Here is a 19,472-nt window from a genome sequence, read left to right on the forward strand (position 1 = left end):
CAACCCGACAAACAACAGCAAAAAGCAGGACAAATTTCAGTTCTTTATAGAATCATGAAAATTTATCCTGCTTTTCACATACTTATACCCCACATTTTGCCTTTTTTCTATAGTTGGTAGGGGTACATCCCTTCACTGCAATAAATTTATTAATAAAATAATCTAAATCTCGGTAGCCTACCTTATCTGCAATCTGATAAATCTTATCATCCGTATGCAACAGACAGTCTGCTGCTTTTTCAATTCTATAATGATTCAGATATTCTTTAAAGGAGACCCCATATTGCTTGCGAAACATCTGCCCCAAATAAGCACTGTTGACAAAATATTTTTTACTGAATTCTTTTAAGGTAAGGTTCTCCTGATAACGTTCCCGTATTTCCTTTTCTACACATCCCAAAACTCCTCGTGAAGTGTTTTTTCGCAGTTCTCCTAAATATTCTCCATATTCCTGCATAAACCTCTGGAAATTTTCTTTCCCGCCTCTAAGTACACTGTTTTCAAATACATTTTTCTGGATATATTGTATAATTTCATCCTGATTCAGACTGTCATCCTGCCCCAATCCTAAATGAACCAAATTTACCAGCAGATAATTCATATTCATCTGGGTCATTTCTAAATTCATATTCTGCTGATTTAGTTCTTCATATACAATCCTGGCTTTTTTCTCAATCTTCAAAGCATCATTTTCTTCTACTGCTTTTAATAATTCTTCAATACTAGCCTTATTAATAATCTTTCCACCAGCTTCTGTTTTTTCTTCTGAATAATACAGAATATTTTTATCCACTTGAAATACATGAAAGCTTCTGGCCAGAATAGCAGTCCGGAAAGATTCAGAAATGTCTTTCACCGAACTTACTGTATCCCCCACATAACTCCGAACCTGAATAGGCAAATCCTGGCTAATGTTCCCGAGAAAACTCCTTAAATATTCCTCTTCTTCCATTCCAAACTCATGAGCAATGCTTACGTCATATAAGAACCCAATATCCAGCCATTCCTTACGCCCTACAATATCCATAAACACCAAATCTTCTTTTTCTGGCCCCAGATAAGCTTTGCAATTCTGATACACTGCTTTTTGATAAGTCCTCATTTTCTGAAATTCCAGACTGTGTTCCTCATCTTCTAACTCCATGTGAATATACCGAATCCGGTCAGAAAAAGAGAGTTTTTTATTCACATAAACCAATGCCTCCTCATCTCCACGGCCCAACAGTAATGCCTGAATATATCTTACAAAATAGGCTCGGCCCATTTTTTTCTGCTCTATTTCTTTTCGTTTCTGTTTTTTATATAAAGTGCTCACTTTCTCCAAAAGCGAATATAGCTGTTGTCTCTGGATAGGTTTTAAAATATAGTCTGTACATTTATACTTAATAGCCTGCTGTGCATAAGCAAAATCTCCATACCCACTTAAAATAACAAAAAATGCCTCTGAAATTTCTTCCTCCCGGATTCTTTTCAAAAGCGTAATTCCATCCATAACCGGCATCTTAATATCAGACAAAATCAAATCCACCTGAGTATCCTGCAAAAAATCAATTGCATCCTGTCCATTATAAACAGTACCTGCAATTTCATATCCACAGCTTTCCCAGTCAATTAACATGGAAAGTCCTTGTGCAATATATTGCTCATCCTCAACAATCAGAACTTTTAGCATCTTTCTCTGCCTCCCTATTTAGAAATTGCACCGGAACGGAAATGGTCACTATGGTTCCCACATTTTCTTCACTTTCCAGCGTAAATTTTACATTTCCATCTGTAAACATTTTTAATCTGAGACATGCATTCACTACGCCCACTCTTCCGCTTTGCTTCAGCATTTCAATACTTGCATGTTCCATCCTGTCTCTGAGTGTGGAGAGGTATGCCTCTGAAATTCCACTTCCTGTATCTTCGATTTCCATATATAAATACTCTTGTTTTGTAAATACTTTTACAAAAATCCAACAATGCGCCGCCTTATCTTCAATTCCGTGGACACAGGCATTTTCTACAAACGTTACCAACGATAGTTTGGGAATCTTATATCCGCTGCATTCCTGCTGAATTTCAATAGAATAAGACAAACGGCTTCCAAATCGGTATTTTTGCAATTTTAAATACGATTCCACAAACTGACTTTCCTCTTGAATTGTCAGTAAATCGGTTCCCCACTCTACATACTGGCGCTCCATAATAGAAAGCTGCTCAATCATCTCTGCTGTTTCGTATTCCTGTTTTAATACACTTCTCATTCTTATATTTTCTAACACATTGAAAAGAAAATGAGGATTAATTTGACCATGAAGAGCTAAAAGTTCTGCCTTCTGTCTGGCAATATTAATTTCCTGCTGTTTCAAACGGCTTTTATATACGGTTTCTATAAGGTGATTATTTTCCTGCACCATACTGTTATAATTACGCATAAGAAATGCAATTTCATCTGTACCCTGAATCCCCTGAATTTCTTCTAATTTTCCTTGATTCCTATAGCTCAGGGTTTTGTTTAAAATTTCCAACCTGTCTGTAAAGGTTCTTCTAAGAGGCCGTAGCATAGCATAAGGTATAAGTATATTTAAAGAAATCAAAAGAGCAATCGCCGGCCAATGTCTATAAATCCCACGGAAAAAACTATCCTCCTGGGGTACTGCATAAATCTCTAATTCTTGTCCAAACAGAGAAAATTCTTCCACATACTCTTCTTCTTTTCTACGGACATCTGTGATTTTCTCAAAATCCTGCTGTGTGTTCATATCGTAACGATTAGAGAAAATAATCTTCTCACCATCACATACATATACCTCATCCTCATAATTTGACTGCACCAGATTTTCATTGATTCCTACATAGTCCAGGTCAATTTTAAGCAATTTCTCATACGGATCTCGTTTATAGCGGTTCAGTTTTCGTACAAAAGAAACCTTCCGAATAGACGCAAACTTTGTAATTTGAGAATTGTCATAGTAAAAATACATCTGCATTTCCTGCTGCGACTGTGTAAATTCCTGATACCAAGATTCATTCGTAATGCTTTCCATTTTCCAGAACTTCCCTCCGTTTACTACAGTCGGATTATCTGTATACATAGTAATCACAACATTGCTGATTCCCAGGGAACTTTCAAACAAAGAATCTTTTAAAAGTTCCTGGTATTGATTATAATAATCCAGCCCTGATGAAAATTCTTGATTCAGGAATTCGTTAATATATTTATTGAAATATATGTTTTCAGATAAGGCTGCTGCCTTATCTGCATCACCGCTTAACATATATTCCACGGATTTCACCATATTTTTCAGTCTGGTTTTTCTCCCCTCTTCTTCATCATGAATAAACATCCCGCAAATAACGGTGTCTGTAACAACTAGGGGAATCATTATACAATAGAAATAGAGGAGAAAAATCTTTTTCTTTATTTTTATGTTATTTAAGTACACATCTAATTTCTCTATTATCTTTTTCATCAAAACCCTTCTTTTTTATCTCAGTTAGGACATACAAAAACTCCTGCGTTTATTATTTCTCACCCCGTATAAGCCTCTTCCACAGTATTTTTAAAGTTTTGTTTTTCAAGCCACGCGCTCTCTTCCTCTGTTTCAGGAATATCAATTCTTTCAATTTTGAAAATAACCGGTCTGGTGCCATCATTACAGCAGGCAATCATCATTCGCTCATCGTTTGTCCATTTATGCATGATTGAACCACCCTGCAAAGCTGTGTACACATATCTGCTGATGGCATCCCATGCCTCGCCACAGAATTTCCCATTCATCAAATGATAAAAATCATCACGTTCACTGGTTCTTTTTAAGACAAAGGTATCTCCCTCTTTAAAGCAGGGACACGGGCCTGACCGGGGATTCGCCAGATATTTTTCCTGGTAATCTGTAAATACTTTTGTCTCTAATACTGTTATTTTACATTCATGCTGCATCTATAAGTACCTCCGTAAATTGAAAATTTTATCTCTTCTCCATAACAAAATTTGTAAGGAAAATCCCCTGTCTCTCTACCTGCTGCTCACGAACCACCTGAAAACCTCTTTTCTCGAAAAAAGGTTTTGCTGTAATCGAAGCATGGGTAACAATTTTTCCTGAAACGGCCTGCTCCAACTCCCGGCAAAGAGCCGCAGCAATCCCTTTTCTCTGATAGTCTGCGTGGACATATAAGTGGTCAAGATATCCCGTTTCATCGATATCTCCAAAACCTGTCTGAACTCCATTTCCCTCTGCAACCACGCTGTAATGCTCTTGAAATCTCTGATTCCATTCTTCTAAGTTTACCTGTCCTGTAGCCCATACGTCTAACTGTTCTTTTGTATAATCTTTCGCATTGATTGTGTGAACCGTATGATAGAATAACTCTGTCAGTTCTTTGCAGTCAGAGGGCTGATATTTCCGAATCACCATTTTCTTTTTCCTGCCATAATCTAACTTTTATCACTTGTTCGTGTATTGTATTATTGTTCTGATTATACCACACAGCCGCAGGATTTTGTAGCTATTCTTTCCGCAAATCGGCCACAATGACATCGCAGGATTCTTCGTTTTCGACGCATAAAGAAACCGCCGCCAATCCCGGCGGCAGTTCCTTTTAAGAAGTATATTATTTGTGAATTCCTCTTTATCCTATCATAGCCTTCCCTTTTTGATAAGCAACAAAGGGTTGTACCCCCTAAACAAATTCGTGATACCCCTTCTGCAAATTCCTGCGGCTATCGTATCAGTTTCTTCTCAGCTATCATTTTCAGCCAGCGCATGACATGATTGTGAAAGAGCAAAATATCAGGATTTGGCACACTTCCTTTCCGGGTGAGCATATAAGTAGACCAGAAATACTCCCCGTCTGAAAAGGGCAGCATGACTAAGGAATCCTGTTTCATGTCCTCAAAAATAAAATCTACGGTTACGGAAATCCCCTTGTTTTGCTGCACCATCTTATGGCACAGGCTGAAACCGCTGGTTTCAAACACAAGGTTCGGTTCAAACCCCGCCTCCCGGCATTTGTCCACAATCAGATGATGAATACTGAATTCCGGGCTTTCAAGATACAGACGCTCTCCCTTTAAATCCGCAATGCTCACAGATTCCTTTTTTGCAAGAGCATGCTCACGGTTTACCAGCAGCTTAATCTCAAACTTTTCCATAAAAGTAGCATCCATATATCCGGTGCTGGAATCTCCCACCGTAAACGCCACATTGCCCTCTCCCTGCAGGAAGCGCTGCTCAATGCAGCGGATTTCACTGCAGATATGATGGTAAGGTACAAGAAAATCTTCCAGATGTTCATACAGATATTCCCCGGATTTTGTCAGTGTAATACCGGAAGAAGTTCGATTTAAAAGCGTGGCCTCCAGTTCATTTTCAATATTTTTAATAATCTTGCTCAGTCCCTGGGGCGTCATATACAGGGCATGGGCTGCTTTGGTAATGCTTTTCTGCTGACACACCATTTTGTAGTATTCCAATTCCCGAATATTCATGATTCCTTTTCCTCCTTTACTGCCGTTCTGGCCTTCTGGGTAATCTCTTTTCCTCCTGCCGCATACCACTCTTTCACGAAAGTATCAAAATAGCCCACCGGTTTTTCTCCACATATAATCTGAATAAAAGTCTGCTGTTCCAGCTTCAGAAGGTCTTCCTCCGGTCCGGGATTTTCCCCTTGTAACGGCAGAGACTGAGCCGTTTCAAAACCGGAATCCGCCAAAAGCCCTACTGCTGTAATGCGTGAAGTATACGCCGCCCAGGCATTGGCTGTAGTCAGGCTGCCGTCCAGATAGGCTTTGCAGGTGGTGTAATAAGACTTTTCCAATCCGGACAACGCCTCCGGCTTTTTCTCTCCCTCAAGAGCTTCTCTGATATGCCTGGTGGTACGATACAAGGCATCTTTGTAATCCACATTGATATTCATGGGTCTTGCCGTAGGGTCTACGTTTAAGGAAAAATATTCGTTGACTTCATTTGCATTTCCATCATCATACCGGGAGTAATCAAAAATCACGCTGATATATTTTGCAGGAATCTCCGGATGTTCGTAGCCTTTTCGCACAGCTACATACAAAGTGTCATCATAAGTTTCGTATTCCTGCACCTGATTTTCGTCTTCCTCCGTGAGAAAATAAGGTTTCCACACGGCTTCCTTATCTCTGTCGTAGGACTGCATCAAAGGATTGTTAGGCGCCCACCACTTACCGAAAAAAGCGCCGCATTTTCCTTCGGCAATGAGTTCCGTCAGGTTGTCTTCTGTGCGCAGGAGAAACTTGCTGTCCAAAATTCCTTTTGTGTACAGACTGTTCATATAAGCCAGTGCACACTTGGTCTCTTCTGTAACAGAGCCATAGGTAATCTCTCCGCTCTCTCCTGCTATCCATTTCCTCGGCTTTGCGTGAAACATGGTGAAAATCCCATCTGCCGAATATTTGGCATTACTGCCGGTTACCAGCTGGGTGTTGCATGCCAGCCCGATGGTTTCCCCGTTTCCCGCCAGGTCTTTTTCTACAAATTTCCCAATACAGGCCATGGCGTCCTCCATGCTCTCCGGTTCCTGAAGTCCCAGCTTATCCAGCCAGTCTTTCCGCATCCATAACAACGTGGGACCATGGTCAATAACCGTGTCCGGAAAACCATACAAACGGCCTTCAAAGCGGGCAGAATCCAAAAGCCCATGGGAATAGCTTTCATACATTTCTTTGATTCTGGGAGTCGTACACGTCTCATACACAGCCGTCAGATCTTCAATCCGCCCTTCCCTGGCTAACTTCTGTAAGGTATCCCTGCCTTTTACCACCAGAATATCCGGCATGTTTTTGTCCTTAACTGCCATTTCCACAGCTTCCTCATACTGGCTGCCTTCCTCCAGTTCAAAAACATCTTCATTCTGAATATTCAGCATTTTTCTCAAATACCGGGTATAGCCATTGTCCTCATAGGTATCCCCTGCCGGAAGATTAGAATTATCCCGTCCCGAAATTTTTCCCAGGGTATAGTATACGGTTTCCGGATAAGCCCCATAAGGTGTGTGTGCAGCTTCTTCCCAGGATTTCTCCCTATCTTTTTCTGAAATTTCTGTTTCTTTCCCCTCTGCCTTTTCCTTTTTTAAGGAATCTTTCCAAAAGAAAAAACTGAAAAATCCAAGACACAACACGCCTGCGCCAAGTATCAAAAATTCACGAATTTTTCTGTTTTTATTCATACGTATGCTCCTCCCGGTCTGCCGGAAACCGGATTTCTACTCGGGTTCCTTCTCCTTTTTTGCTGTAAATCTTCAGCCCGGATTCTTCTCCATAGAGCAGCCGGATTCTGTCATGGACATTGCGCATGCCATAGCCTTTGGACTGATACGTCAGCATGGACTCCGCCTGTTCTTCTTCCATTCCTGCACCATTGTCTTCCACAAAAAACACCAAATCTCCCCCTTCTAAAAGCGCAGAAATTTTCAGCTTTTTCTCTTCTTTTTCCGAAACATCCAATCCATGTTCAATGGCATTTTCCACAAGAGGCTGCAGAATCAATTTGGGCACAGAACAGCTTAAAATCTTTTCCTCTACCTGCTTTTCCACCTGAAAACTGTCGTCATGCATGACCAGCTGAATGTGTAGATACGCCTCAATATTCCGCAGTTCATTGGCCGCAATGGTCATCGTTTCCCCTTTGTTCAGACTGGTACGGTAATAAGTGGATAAGGCCAGCGTTACCTGGCTGATTTCATCATTTCCCGCTTCAATGGCCTTCCAATTAATAATAGACAGGGAGTTATAGAGAAAATGGGGATTTATCTGTGCCTGCAAAGCCTGCATTTCTGTTTTCTGCAGATGGATTTTTGCCTCATACACCTGGGAAATCAGTTTATTAATCTCGTTCATCATTCTCCGGAATGTACGGATAAGCACGCCGATTTCATCTTTGGAATCGCTGACCACCGTTACCTGCCGAAGTCCCAGGTTAATCTGGTTCATATTCTCTGTCAACTGCTCCAGCCGTGCCACCATACCTCTGGAAAAGAAATATCCCAGCAGGAAAATCAGTACCAGACATCCGGCCAGTACAGGTACATTTCCCCACATTAAATTTGCCACTGCAGCATCTATCACCTGTTGGGACTGATAAAAGCAAAAGTTCCAGCCTGTAGTCTCCGCCCTTGCTTCGGTACACACATAATGTTCCTTCAGATAAATCAGAGAGGTTTCTTTTTCCGGCGTCAATGACGGTTCCATATCACGGCCGGAAAAAATCACATTTCCCTCTTCGTCTGTAATCAGTCCGCCCTGGTTATTTTCCAGCACAGAGGCAAAGGGTTCTAAAAGTTTGTCATAATCCAGGGTAATGACTAACAGTGCATGGATTTCTTCCTGCTTATAAAACTTCCGCACTGCCAGAATTTCTTTTGGATTTCCCTGGCGCACAATCCACTGTATGGTATCCTGAGGATATATCTGTGCATACCACTGCTGGCTTTGGGCGGTGGACAAAGGAGCCAGCGTAGAACCATGTTCTACCTGAATATTGGAGGCATACAGCGTAATTCCCCGGATTTCCTCATGATAGAGCTGAGGCATCGTAAGAAGAGGGTCTGCTGTTTCCGTATACTCCAGATAAGCCTCATAATCAGACTCGTACTGTTTCTCCATAATTCTGCGTAAATCTGAGGAATAGGCCAGATAATGCAGCAGATTCCCATAAATCTCTGCCTTATTTTCAATGCTCTCCATGGACTGGTTTACCACCTGCTGCAGGGTATCTTTCTCCTTTTCCCGCATCATATCCACCGTGCGCAACAGCGTATAAGCACTGATAACAGCAGCCGGTATCAGGCTGCATAAAATCATAATTACAGTAAGTTTATAGCGGTATTTTAAATTTTTATATTTCTGCAGCAGCTTCCTCATCTTTTCCCAATCCCTTCCTGCATGCTTCCGGAGTCATGCCAAAATGCTCCCGGAAACTTCTGCAGAAATAGGAGTTATTGGAAAATCCCACCTCTCTGGCTATCTGAGAAATCTTCTTCGGGCTGTATTCCAGCAGTTCTCTGGCCTTGTCCATACGGTAGCCTTTGATAAACCGGTTCAGGTTCATACCTGTCTCCTGTTTAAAGATACTGCTTAAATATCCGGGAGACAGATATACCTTTTCTGCCAGCATATCAATGCTTAAATCTTCCTGATAATTCTCATAAATATAATTTTTCACCTTGGTGACTTCGCTGCGGGTTCCTTTTGTATTTTCTGCCAGAAATCCCTCCAAATCTCCCACTGCTTTCTCTGTAATATCCAGCACATCTTTTAAGTGACGGCAGCGGTAAAGACGGTCAATTTCCCGGCTTAGCTTTTTCTCATCCGGCAAATCCATCACTTCATAAATCCCCTTCACAATACTGGAAAAGAGAAATTTCACATACATTTCCGAATAGGATTTTTCCGGATGATAGACTTCCCGAAGGGTTCGAAAATGCTTCTTCAAGTGCAGCATATCTTTGTTATGAATGTCTTCCAGAATCTTTTTCAGAAGTTCTGAATCCTGCAAAGAAGAGATGTCCTGCTGCTCTTTTTCCTGTGCTTCTAAAGAGAATATATGCTTTCCGGGCTGGTAAAACTGTTCTTCCAAAAGCTGCTCCAGGCCTGCAAACACCTGAGGAAACTCCTGAAAATTCTGGATTTCTTTACTTACAGCAAAGCAGCACTGCGCTTCATAATTCTGCCAAAAAAACTGATACAGCTGCCTGCACAGCAATTCATAATCACTGGATTTTTCCCGGAAAAAGAAGAGAGATTCCCCTGCATTTAGATTCAGATAATAAAAATTCCGATGAATTTCCGCTTTTAATTTTTCCCGAAAAATCTCTTCCTCCACCTCAAAAAAGCTGCTGGAGGTTTCTGCCAGTACCATGTAATGATACGGCTCCCATTCTTCTGTATTCCACTGTCCCTCGCCCTCAATTTTCCCGGTATACAGATAATTCTGAAGAAAAAAACGCTGCAGATAATCCTGTTGTCTGGTCTGTATCATCTGTTCCTTTCTCTGTCCGTTAATTTCTCCCACTGCCTTTTGTATGGTTCGGGAAAATTCCCCCGGATCTACCGGTTTTAAAATATAGTCAGACACCCCGTAGCGAATGGCGCTCTGTGCATAGGAAAAATCGCTGTAGCCGCTGAACATAATCATTTTCATGGCCGGGTGTTTCTCAGACACCTGCCGGGCCAGTTCCAGCCCACTCATATAAGGCATTTTAATATCTGTCAGAAGAATATCCGCCTTTTGTTTTTCTAAAATTCCCAGAGCCTCTCTGCCGTTGGATGCCTCCAGTATCTGAAATTCTTCTGCTTCTCTTTTCAAAAGAAATTTCATTCCGTTTCTCTCTATCTTTTCATCATCTACAATCAAAATCGTGTACATGGTTCTTTCCTTCCTTTTCTTTTCGCTAACGGAAAATACAGACAGAACCGACACAGAAAGTTGCGTCAGTCCTGTCTGTTTTATTGTAACATGATTTCCATTTCTGTCAACGCGTCAGCCCTTTACGGCTCCTGCCACCACACCCTCAATAATGTATCTCTGACAGAACAGATAAAATACAATAATCGGGATAATGGAGAGTACCAGCACGCCCATCATAGCTCCCATATCAATAGAACCGTATCCGCCTTTTAAGTACTGAATGGCAATGGAAATGGTCTTATATTTCTTCGTATCCAGTACCAGCACCGGCAGCAGATAATCGTTCCAAATCCACATGGCATCCAGAATGGCTATGGTAATGCAGGTTGGCTTCATCACCGGAAGCACGACCCTGAAAAAGCATTGCAGAGGCGTACAGCCGTCAATCATACTGGCTTCTTCAATTTCCAGGGGAATGGACTTCACAAATCCCGTAAACATAAAGACAGCCAGCCCGGCTCCAAAGCCCAGATAAATCATCACCAGCCCCCAGGGATTGTCTAGTTTCAGCATATTGGCGATTTTGGACAACGTATACATTTCCATCTGGAAAGGCACAACCATGGCAAAAAGGCACAGCGTATAAATGATTTTTGTCCCCCGTGTCTTCACCCGACTGATATACCAGGCACACATGGAGCAGCACAGAATAATCAGCGCCACAGAACACACCGTAATGAGCACAGTCCAGCCAAAGGCCGGCAGAAATCCTGTTTTTTCCAGTCCTCTTACGTAGTTTTCCAGCCCCACAAACATCCTATCTCTGGGAATCCGGAAAGGATACCGACTGATATAGGCTTTTTTCTTAAAGGAGTTTATCACAACCAGCACAATGGGATACAGATACAAAACACTGACAATGGAGAAAAACAGGGTAAGAATCCAGCCATGTTTCGCTTTTCTTGCATGGTTCATTACTGCTGCACCTCCTTTTTCCGGCTGATTCTGTTCTGTACCAGCGCAATGACGGCAACCAGTACAAAGAATACAACGGCCTTGGCCTGACCCACGCCTTCATAGCCTGTTCTGCCATAGAAAGTTCTGTAAATATTCAGAGCCAGCAGTTCCGACATATTGGAAGGCGCGCCGTTGGTCAGCGCCAGGTTCTGATCAAAAAGCTTAAAGCCATTGGTCAGCGTCAGAAAGGTACAAATTGTTACAGAAGGCATGACCATGGGAATGGTTACATGGCGCAGAAGCTGTCTCTTGTTTGCCCCGTCGATTTTTGCCGCTTCTATGAGTTCTCCGGGAATATTCTGAATGCCCGAAATGTAAATAATCATCATATAGCCCACCTGCTGCCAGCACACCAGAATCACCAGACCCCAGAATCCATACACGGAAGAATAGGTCAAGGTCTTTCCATACTGTGCCAGAATACCGTTTAGCAAAAGCTGCCAGATATAGCCCAGGATAATGCCGCCAATAAGGTTTGGCATGAAAAATACGGTACGGAACAGGTTGGTTCCCCGAATCCCCTTCGTAAGCAGCATGGCCACAGTAAAGGCCAGTACATTAATGAGAATCACGGATACAACGGTAAACAGTACCGTGTACCACAGTGCATGTATAAATTCTTTATCATTGCATATTTTCAGGTAATTGCTGATACCCACCCATCTGGCGTCTGTGACTGTGGTAAACTTGCAGAAGGAAAGATAAATTCCCAGTGCAAAGGGTGCCACAAATCCCAGAACAAAGGCCAGCATGGTAGGCAGTACAAAAACCGGAAAATATTTTTTAATGGTTTTTTCCACGATTTCTTCCCCCTTTTTCTAAGAAGGGCTTATTCTGCATGGGCTGCAGCGTATTCAGAAGCCCAGCCGTCTACAAAGGCCGTCCGAACTGCGTCCCAGTCACCGGTTCCCTGTGCGTATTCCAGCATAGCGGAGCCCACTTTGTTTTTCCATTCTTCAGAAGGCATAGTGGTAAAGTTCCAGCTTACCGGAGTTTTGCCTGCTTTCGTGTATTCATCGTTGGCTTTTACCAGAGGATTTTCCGGCAGATATTCATCAAAAGTAGTAAACGGTGTGATGAATCCCATTTCGTTTGCCAGCATGTCTCTTCCTTCATCGCTTTCCACAACCCAGGTCAGGAAGTCCAGAGTAGCCTGAATATCTTCTTCGGACGCTTTTTTATTTACACACCAGTAGTTTTCAGAACCGGTGCAAAGTCCCTGATTTTCCTCACCTTCGGCACCGATGTAGATGGGCAGCATACCCATGTCTTCGTCTGCCACCTCCATATCTTTGATATCGTTGTAAGCCCAGGTTCCGTTCTGATAGAATACAGCTTCCCCAAGAGCAAATTCGGAAGAGGCGTCCTCACCTGTTTTAGAGGAAATCATAGACGGTTCACAGGTGGAATCTTTCAGATACATATCCCAGACATTTTTGAAATTGTCCAGATAGGTTCCCTTTATTGCTTCTGATGAGGTCACGCCTTCGTCCTTGTATTCATAGTATACCGGCAGATTTGCCAGATGCGTTTTGAATCTCCAGTCAGAGGAAGAATCCATACCTGCGGAGGTAAAGGCTCCCATAACTCCTAAATCCTCTTTATGCTTCTGAATACCATCTGCTACTTTTTTCAAGGCGTCGAAACTATTTAGTTCCTCTATGGATTTGATTTCTGCATCCGGCAGTTCAAAATATTTTTTTAACAGTGCCTTGTTGTAAATAATGCCATACGTTTCAATGACATAGGCAATACCCTGTACTGCGTCTCCGTCTTTCAATACATAGTCATCACTGCTGACGTCTTTGTAAATCTGGGAATCGGATAGGTCATAGCAGTAGTCTTTCCAGGAAGCCAGCCCCACCGGACCGTTTACCTGAAACAGAGTCGGGGGCTCGTCCTTTGCCATTTCGGACTTCAAGGTAGACTCGTAGGTTCCGGAAGCGGCTGTCTGGACTTCCACGTCCACCCCTGTCTCATCTGTATACTGCTCCGCCAGTTCTGTCCACTGGTCTGCCTGTTCCGGTTTAAAGTTCAGATAATACACCTTACCGTCTCCGCCCTTTTTCGCTGTATTGCTGTCTTTTTCCGAAGACTTGTCCTCGCTTTTGGTTTCGGAGCTCTGGTCTGTGCCGCTTCCTCCGCAGCCGGCCAGCATGGATGTCATCATAGCAGCTGTCAGCAGCATTGCAAATACTTTTTTAAATTTCATATGTTTTACCTCCCTTATTGTAAAGCTCTCTTTTGTTTGTCTATATTATATCTATTCCTCTTTTCAAAAAATATGATAAAAAACCCGGAAACATGTTCAATTTCCATGTTTTCGGGTTTTTGTGTTTTCTTTTATTGGGAGAACTGCTTATACAATAATCAGATTCTGATAATTTGCATAGGTTTCGTCCGGCATACAGTCTGTAATAATCTGAGCTGCATGGAACTCACCGAAGCTCACCGGGCTGACCTGGTGAAATTTCCTGCTGTCACACAGCACATAAGGCCGCTGAGTGTGTTTCATGGCACACTCTTTTATCATGGCCTCATTGATGTCCGGGGTCGTAAATCCGGCCATGGGATTGACTCCATTGGCGCCCCAGAAGCCTTTTGTAAAATTGTATTTTTTCAGATTGACATAGGCTTCATTTCCCACAATCGCCTCCGTGGCTGCTTTTAATTCTCCGCCGATTAATATCACCCGGAAGCCGTTCTCTGCCAGCATCAGCGCATGGGAAACGGCATTTGTAACAAACATGGCCGTGCGTTCCGTCAAATAGGGAATCATGTAGCCCGTGGTGGTTCCCGCATCCAGATAGATAAAATCATCCGGCTCAATCAAAGATGCCGCATAGCGGGCAATCCGCAGCTTTTCTTCTCTGCTCTGCTCTTTTCTGAGAGCCACTTCCTCTTCCCTGGTGTTGATTCTGGATTCTGTCTGCACCGCACCGCCGAAAACTTTAATCAGAGCTCCCTTTTTATGGAGTACATTCAAGTCTCTGCGAATCGTGGATTCCGATGCCCCAAAGACATCTTTTAATTCCTGTACGGTCACACTGCCTTTCTGCTCCAACATCCGCAGTATTTCTTCCTGTCTTGTTTCTGTCAGCATTTTCTTTTCCCTCTGGAATTTCCATTCCTTCCTTTCCCCATCCTGCTAAAAGCATTGCTGCCCCTTTCCCTATATTCTACACAGAAAAAGGGATTGGGGCAACCGATATATTTTATAAAAATGTTTGTAAAAGCTTTTCTCTGTCTTCTTCCACTCTGGTTTCTCTGATAATCTTTCTAAGGGGCAGAACCTTGCCCGGAGATACGGACAGTTCATCTACGCCCATAGCCAGAAACAGACGGGTAAGTTCTGTATCGCCGCCCAGTTCACCGCAGATACCGCACCAGATGTTTTCCTTGTGCGCATTCTGCACCGTCTGGTAAATCATGCGGAGCACAGCCGTATGGTGCGCGTCATAAAAGCTGTCCAGTTCTTCATTCTGGCGGTCAATAGCCAGCAGATACTGGGTCAAATCATTGGTTCCGATACTGAAGAAGTCCACTTCCTTTGCCAGCAAATCGCTGATAATGGCCGCTGCAGGAGTTTCTATCATGATTCCCTGCTCGATTTCTCCAAAGGCCAGATTTTCCTGCTGCAATTCTCTTTTGACTTCTTCCACGATTTCTTTGATTCTGCGGACTTCCGCTACAGAGGTAATCATGGGATACATCACAGCCAGTCTGCCGTATGCGCTTGCCCGGAAAATAGCCCGCAGCTGGGTTTTGAAAATCTCCGGTCTGGTCAGGCAGATACGGATAGCCCGCAGTCCCATGGCTGGATTTTCTTCTTTCGCAAGCTGGAAGTAATCCGCCTGTTTGTCTGCCCCGATATCCAGGGTACGAATAATCACTCTCTTGCCTGCCATGGTCTCGGCAACCGTCTTGTAAATCTTAAACTGTTCTTCCTCTGTAGGGTAGGTATCGCTTTCCAGATAGATAAATTCACTTCTGAAAAGTCCGATTCCCTCTGCGTCATTTTGCAGCACCATAGCCAGATCCCGGCTGTTTCCGATATTTGCATAAGTCAGCACCTTCTGGTTATCCAGCGTAACGCTTTCCTTTCCCTTCAGGGTCAGAAGAAGTTCTCTTTTTTCCTTTTCCTCTGCCAGTTTGCCTTCCATAAGTTTCATGGTTTCTTCATCCGGCTCCACATAGATACAGCCCTGATTGCCGTCTACCACCGCCATTTTTCCGTCTATGGTGTCATCCAGGGGCAAATCTGTACCGATAAGTGCCGGAATACTCATGGTTCTGGCCAGAATAGCGGTATGAGAATTTACAGAGCCATGTACGGTAACAAAGGACAGCACCTTGTCCTTATCCAGCTGTACCGTCTGGCTGGGAGCCAGGTCGTCTGCCACAATAATCACCGGCTCCTCTGTCAGAATTTTACTCTTGTCCTCTCCCTTTAAGGCAGCCAGGACACGTTCGGAAATGTCTTTTACGTCTGCGGCTCTTTCCCGCATATAATCGTCATCCATAGCGGCAAACATAGCAGAAAAGTTATCGCTGGTAGCCGCCACTGCATACTCCGCATTGACCTCCTGGGTACGGATAATATTCTCAATGGATTCCAGATAATCCTCGTCCTCCAGCATCATCTGATGAATTTCAAAAATTGCCGCATTGGCTTCCCCTACTTCGGTGAGCGCCTTCTCATACAGTCCCTGAAGCTGCTCTATGGCCGTTTCACGGGCCTTGTGAAAACGTTGGATTTCTCCCTCTACGTCCATGATTTTGCTGCGCTTTACCTGTTGCTCATCTTTTTTGTAAACGCAGATTTTTCCTATGGCAATGCCGTTAAATACACTTTTTCCCTTGTATGTTTTCATGATTTTTCAGCCGCCCTCTGCTCTTATAAATTCTCTTTCAGGAAAGTTTCCAGTGCTGCTGCAGCAGCTTCTTCGTCTTCACCTTCCACATCAATTGTCACTTCTTCACCCTGTTTTACGCCAAGTCCCATAAGGCCGAAAATCTTCTTAGCGTCTACGGTTTTGCCGCCCTTTGTGATTTTTACAGAAGAAGCAAAGCCTTTTGCTGCTTTTACAAAGTCTCCTGCCGGACGTGCGTGGATTCCTTCTGCGTCTGTGATTACATACTGAAATGATTTCATAATTTTTTCCTCCTGAATGTACTTTTATATTTGTTTTATTCTGTTACTTTCTTTTTCAAAATGCCCAGAAGCAATGCTCCTGCTGCCGTACCTGCTGCCAAAGCTGCCAGGTAGAACAAAGCATGGTCTACAACCGGGAACACGAAAATTCCACCGTGAGGCGCCATCAGGGTACAGCCAAAAGCCATGGACAGCGCTCCCGCCAGTGCAGAGCCTATCATACAGGAAGGCAGTACACGAACCGGGTCAGAAGCTGCAAAAGGAATGGCTCCCTCGGTAATAAAGGCCAGTCCCATAATAAAGTTTACCGGACCGGATTCTCTTTCTTCTTTTGTAAATTTATTCTTAAACAACAAGGTAGAAAGTGCAATGGCACAAGGCGGAACCATACCGCCAATCATAACGGCTGCCATAATATCATAATTTCCTGCAGCAATGGAAGCTGTTCCAAATACGTAGGCGGCTTTGTTGAACGGGCCACCCATATCAATGGCCATCATGCCCGCAACAATAATTCCAAGTAATATTTTACTGGAACCGTTCATATTGGTCAATGCTGTATTTAACGCTGTGTTCAATGCGCCCACCGGAGGCTCAATGATAAAGTTCATAATCAGTCCCATAAGCAGGATTCCCACAAAGGGATACAAAAGCACAGGGGCGATTTTTTCAATGGCCTGAGGCAGTTTGTCAAACACCTTTCTCAAAAGCAGAATCAGATAACCTGCCAGAAATCCGGCTGCCAGCGCACCCAGAAATCCGGATTTGCCGTTTGCTGCCATCATACCGCCTACAAATCCCAAAGCCAGCGCCGGACGGTCTCCAATACTCATGGCAATAAAACCTGCCAGTACCGGAAGCATAAGTCCGAATGCAATGCCGCCGATTTCTTTCAGCATGGCAGCTACAGGAGTAATGGTACCGAAGTTTGCTCTCGCTTCTGCGGAAAGACTGTTCATATCCACACTTAAACCATCAATCAGAAAGGCCAGAGCAATGAGGATACCGCCGCCTACTACGAAAGGCAGCATATGGGAAACGCCGTTCATCAGCTGCATGTAAATCTTGTGTCCGGTTCCGCCGGAAGTCTTTACCGTTTCTGCCTTTCCTGCTGTTCCTGCCTGATAAACCGGCGCGTCTCCTTTGATAGCCCTTTCCACTAAAGCATCAGCCTTGCTGATACCATCTGAAACCTGACATTCAATCAGTTTCTTTCCGTGGAAACGTTCCATAGGCACTTTGGCATCTGCTGCTACAATGATACAGTCCGCCTCCTGAATTTCCTTTTCTGTCAGCACATTTTTTGCGCCGCCGGAACCTCTGGTTTCTACTTTGATAAAGCAGTTAGCTGCTTTGGCTGCTTTCTCCAGACCCTCTGCTGCCATATAAGTATGGGCAATTCCCGTAGGGCAGGAAGTAACGGCCAGTATTTTACACACCTTTTCGTCCTGAGCCGTTTCGCTCTGGGCTGCAAGCTGTTCGTTCAGATCCGGTTTTTCATCGTCTGCCTCATCCACCACCTGCAGAAATTCTTCCACATCTTTTGCATTTTTCAGTTTTTCCACAAATTCCTCATCCATCAGAAGCACGGACAGCTTGCTCAGTACGTCCAGGTGAATGTTGTCTTTTGTATTGGGCGCTGCAATGAGGAACAGCAGATGTACCGGCTCTCCATCCAGAGAATCAAAATCCACGCCGTCTTTGATGACCATGGCTGCCAGACCCGGTTTCTCCACGGCATCACATTTTCCATGGGGAATCGCAATGCCTTCACCGATTCCCGTAGTGCTCTCTTCTTCTCTTAAATAAACCTGCTTACGGTAAGCTTCCTCGTCCCGGATTTTACCGCTTTTTACCATTAATGCCACCGCTTCGTCCAGGGCTTCGCTCTTAGAATGTGGGCAGCTGTTTAACGAAATACTTCTTTTATCCAGCAAATCTGTAATTCGCATATTTTTTCTCCCTCTTTCCTGTTATTCTTCTTCCAGACGGTTATAAACCGCTTCTACTTCTTCTCTTGTGGCCAGAAACTCTGAAAAAGCACTGGCGCTTCCTGCGGAAACCCCCATTTTAAATGCATGTCCGTAATCTTTTTTCTCCAGCCATCCTGCCAGAAATCCGGCTACCATGGAATCTCCGGCGCCTACGGCATTGACCAGTGTTCCCCTAGGTGCAGGCAGCGCGTAAACCTGTCCATCCTCTGCTGCCAGCACAGCGCCTTGTCCTGCCATGGACACCAGTACGTTTCTGGCTCCTTTTTCCTGCATTTTTCTGGCATAAGGCACAGCCTCTTCTCTGGTACGGATTTCAACTCCAAAGATTTCTCCCAGTTCATGATTGTTGGGCTTAATGAGGAACGGTCTATATTGCAGAACATTTAACAGCAGCTCCCCTGTAGCATCTACTGCAAAGTGGATACCTTTTCCCTGCAGTTTTGCCATAATGTCACGGTAAATGGAATTGGGCAGGCTTTCCGGTATGCTGCCGGCCAAAACCAGAACATCTCCCGCTTTCAGCTTTTCCAGTTTTTCCAAAAACTGCTCCATATCTTCTCTGCAAATCCCCGGTCCTTTCCCGTTAATCTCCGTTCCGTCAAAATCCTTCAATTTCACGTTGATTCTGGAAAATCCTTCTTCTGCTTCAATAAAGTCACAGCAAAATCCCAGCTTCTCTACTCTGCGCTGAATCTCTGCTCCTGTAAACCCTGCGGTAAATCCCAGTGCAGTGTTTTCTATGCCCAGATTAGCCAGAACTGTGGATACGTTGATTCCTTTTCCTCCGGGAAGCATCTGTTCTGTCTGGGTACGATTGGTCATTCCCATCTGAAAATCTTTTACTGAAACAATATAGTCCAGAGAAGGATTAAAAGTAACTGTGTAAACCATTGTTTCTTTCCTCCTGCGTCCTTTGTTTTATAGCCCTATTATATAGTCATA

Annotated in this window: 16 protein-coding genes; all 16 read right to left on the bottom strand. The window is 43.6% G+C overall.

Features of this window, described 5'->3' with window-relative positions; genetic code table 11:
• Window positions 1–82 precede the first annotated feature (82 nt).
• On the bottom strand, window positions 83–1,672 hold the full coding sequence (locus WKT17_RS03345) for a response regulator transcription factor (RefSeq protein ID WP_340271843.1): 1,590 nt from the start codon (window positions 1,670–1,672) through the stop codon (window positions 83–85).
• Window positions 1,650–3,458 carry a sensor histidine kinase gene (locus tag WKT17_RS03350; RefSeq protein WP_294460937.1) on the bottom strand — a complete coding sequence of 603 codons (1,809 nt, stop codon included), beginning with the start codon at window positions 3,456–3,458 and terminating at the stop codon, window positions 1,650–1,652. The genes WKT17_RS03345 and WKT17_RS03350 overlap by 23 nt, the downstream gene beginning before the upstream one ends.
• Window positions 3,459–3,517: 59 nt before the next feature.
• On the bottom strand, window positions 3,518–3,928 hold the full coding sequence (locus WKT17_RS03355; RefSeq protein ID WP_173749091.1) for a TIGR04076 family protein: 411 nt from the start codon (window positions 3,926–3,928) through the stop codon (window positions 3,518–3,520).
• 28 nt (window positions 3,929–3,956) lie between these two features.
• Entirely contained in the window at window positions 3,957–4,403 is a 447-nt protein-coding gene (locus WKT17_RS03360) for a GNAT family N-acetyltransferase (RefSeq protein WP_173749092.1), read from the bottom strand.
• Between the two features lie 305 nt (window positions 4,404–4,708).
• Window positions 4,709–5,476, bottom strand: a complete 768-nt coding sequence (locus WKT17_RS03365) for a LysR family transcriptional regulator (protein WP_173749093.1) — start codon at window positions 5,474–5,476, stop codon at window positions 4,709–4,711.
• The gene (locus WKT17_RS03370; RefSeq protein WP_291682131.1) at window positions 5,473–7,185 is read right to left on the bottom strand and encodes an extracellular solute-binding protein; all 1,713 of its coding nucleotides are present in this window, start codon (window positions 7,183–7,185) and stop codon (window positions 5,473–5,475) included. Before WKT17_RS03370 ends, WKT17_RS03365 begins: the two co-directional genes overlap by 4 nt.
• Window positions 7,178–8,878, bottom strand: coding sequence for a sensor histidine kinase (locus tag WKT17_RS03375; RefSeq protein WP_173749095.1), 1,701 nt, complete (start codon window positions 8,876–8,878; stop codon window positions 7,178–7,180). Before WKT17_RS03375 ends, WKT17_RS03370 begins: the two co-directional genes overlap by 8 nt.
• The gene (locus tag WKT17_RS03380) at window positions 8,853–10,382 is read right to left on the bottom strand and encodes a response regulator transcription factor (RefSeq protein ID WP_173749096.1); all 1,530 of its coding nucleotides are present in this window, start codon (window positions 10,380–10,382) and stop codon (window positions 8,853–8,855) included. Before WKT17_RS03380 ends, WKT17_RS03375 begins: the two co-directional genes overlap by 26 nt.
• A gap of 114 nt (window positions 10,383–10,496) precedes the next feature.
• Window positions 10,497–11,339 (bottom strand): carbohydrate ABC transporter permease, encoded by an 843-nt coding sequence (locus WKT17_RS03385; protein ID WP_173749097.1) that lies wholly within the window; start codon window positions 11,337–11,339, stop codon window positions 10,497–10,499.
• Window positions 11,339–12,181, bottom strand: a complete 843-nt coding sequence (locus WKT17_RS03390) for a carbohydrate ABC transporter permease (protein WP_173749098.1) — start codon at window positions 12,179–12,181, stop codon at window positions 11,339–11,341. The genes WKT17_RS03385 and WKT17_RS03390 overlap by 1 nt, the downstream gene beginning before the upstream one ends.
• 29 nt (window positions 12,182–12,210) lie before the next feature.
• Window positions 12,211–13,593, bottom strand: coding sequence for an ABC transporter substrate-binding protein (locus WKT17_RS03395; protein WP_291682133.1), 1,383 nt, complete (start codon window positions 13,591–13,593; stop codon window positions 12,211–12,213).
• A gap of 147 nt (window positions 13,594–13,740) precedes the next feature.
• Entirely contained in the window at window positions 13,741–14,484 is a 744-nt protein-coding gene (locus WKT17_RS03400; protein ID WP_173749100.1) for a DeoR/GlpR family DNA-binding transcription regulator, read from the bottom strand.
• Between the two features lie 112 nt (window positions 14,485–14,596).
• Complete coding sequence (ptsP, locus tag WKT17_RS03405; RefSeq protein ID WP_173749101.1) at window positions 14,597–16,255, bottom strand: phosphoenolpyruvate--protein phosphotransferase; 1,659 nt, start codon at window positions 16,253–16,255, stop codon at window positions 14,597–14,599.
• Between the two features lie 23 nt (window positions 16,256–16,278).
• A complete protein-coding gene (locus WKT17_RS03410; RefSeq protein ID WP_173749102.1) occupies window positions 16,279–16,536 on the bottom strand; it encodes an HPr family phosphocarrier protein in 258 nt (85 codons plus the stop codon).
• Between the two features lie 35 nt (window positions 16,537–16,571).
• Window positions 16,572–18,488: a PTS fructose transporter subunit IIABC gene (locus WKT17_RS03415; protein WP_173749103.1), complete on the bottom strand. Its 1,917-nt coding sequence runs from the start codon at window positions 18,486–18,488 to the stop codon at window positions 16,572–16,574.
• A gap of 21 nt (window positions 18,489–18,509) precedes the next feature.
• A complete protein-coding gene (pfkB, locus tag WKT17_RS03420) occupies window positions 18,510–19,421 on the bottom strand; it encodes a 1-phosphofructokinase (protein WP_173749104.1) in 912 nt (303 codons plus the stop codon).
• Window positions 19,422–19,472 lie beyond the last annotated feature (51 nt).

This window comes from Blautia sp. HCN-20427 (genome assembly GCF_037890365.1).
Taxonomy (GTDB): Bacteria; Bacillota; Clostridia; order Lachnospirales; family Lachnospiraceae; genus Blautia.

Excerpts from the sequence above, each read along its gene's own strand:
- pfkB (WP_173749104.1), bottom strand. The coding sequence starts at position 19,421 with ATGGTTTACACAGTTACTTTTAATCCTTCTCTGGACTATATTGTTTCA.
- WKT17_RS03345 (WP_340271843.1), bottom strand. The coding sequence starts at position 1,672 with ATGCTAAAAGTTCTGATTGTTGAGGATGAGCAATATATTGCACAAGGA.
- WKT17_RS03385 (WP_173749097.1), bottom strand. The coding sequence starts at position 11,339 with ATGAACCATGCAAGAAAAGCGAAACATGGCTGGATTCTTACCCTGTTT.
- WKT17_RS03365 (WP_173749093.1), bottom strand. The coding sequence starts at position 5,476 with ATGAATATTCGGGAATTGGAATACTACAAAATGGTGTGTCAGCAGAAA.
- WKT17_RS03375 (WP_173749095.1), bottom strand. The coding sequence starts at position 8,878 with ATGAGGAAGCTGCTGCAGAAATATAAAAATTTAAAATACCGCTATAAA.
- WKT17_RS03395 (WP_291682133.1), bottom strand. The coding sequence starts at position 13,593 with ATGAAATTTAAAAAAGTATTTGCAATGCTGCTGACAGCTGCTATGATG.
- ptsP (WP_173749101.1), bottom strand. The coding sequence starts at position 16,255 with ATGAAAACATACAAGGGAAAAAGTGTATTTAACGGCATTGCCATAGGA.
- WKT17_RS03360 (WP_173749092.1), bottom strand. The coding sequence starts at position 4,403 with ATGGTGATTCGGAAATATCAGCCCTCTGACTGCAAAGAACTGACAGAG.
- WKT17_RS03400 (WP_173749100.1), bottom strand. The coding sequence starts at position 14,484 with ATGCTGACAGAAACAAGACAGGAAGAAATACTGCGGATGTTGGAGCAG.
- WKT17_RS03380 (WP_173749096.1), bottom strand. The coding sequence starts at position 10,382 with ATGTACACGATTTTGATTGTAGATGATGAAAAGATAGAGAGAAACGGA.
- WKT17_RS03370 (WP_291682131.1), bottom strand. The coding sequence starts at position 7,185 with ATGAATAAAAACAGAAAAATTCGTGAATTTTTGATACTTGGCGCAGGC.
- WKT17_RS03355 (WP_173749091.1), bottom strand. The coding sequence starts at position 3,928 with ATGCAGCATGAATGTAAAATAACAGTATTAGAGACAAAAGTATTTACA.
- WKT17_RS03350 (WP_294460937.1), bottom strand. The coding sequence starts at position 3,458 with ATGAAAAAGATAATAGAGAAATTAGATGTGTACTTAAATAACATAAAA.
- WKT17_RS03415 (WP_173749103.1), bottom strand. The coding sequence starts at position 18,488 with ATGCGAATTACAGATTTGCTGGATAAAAGAAGTATTTCGTTAAACAGC.
- WKT17_RS03410 (WP_173749102.1), bottom strand. The coding sequence starts at position 16,536 with ATGAAATCATTTCAGTATGTAATCACAGACGCAGAAGGAATCCACGCA.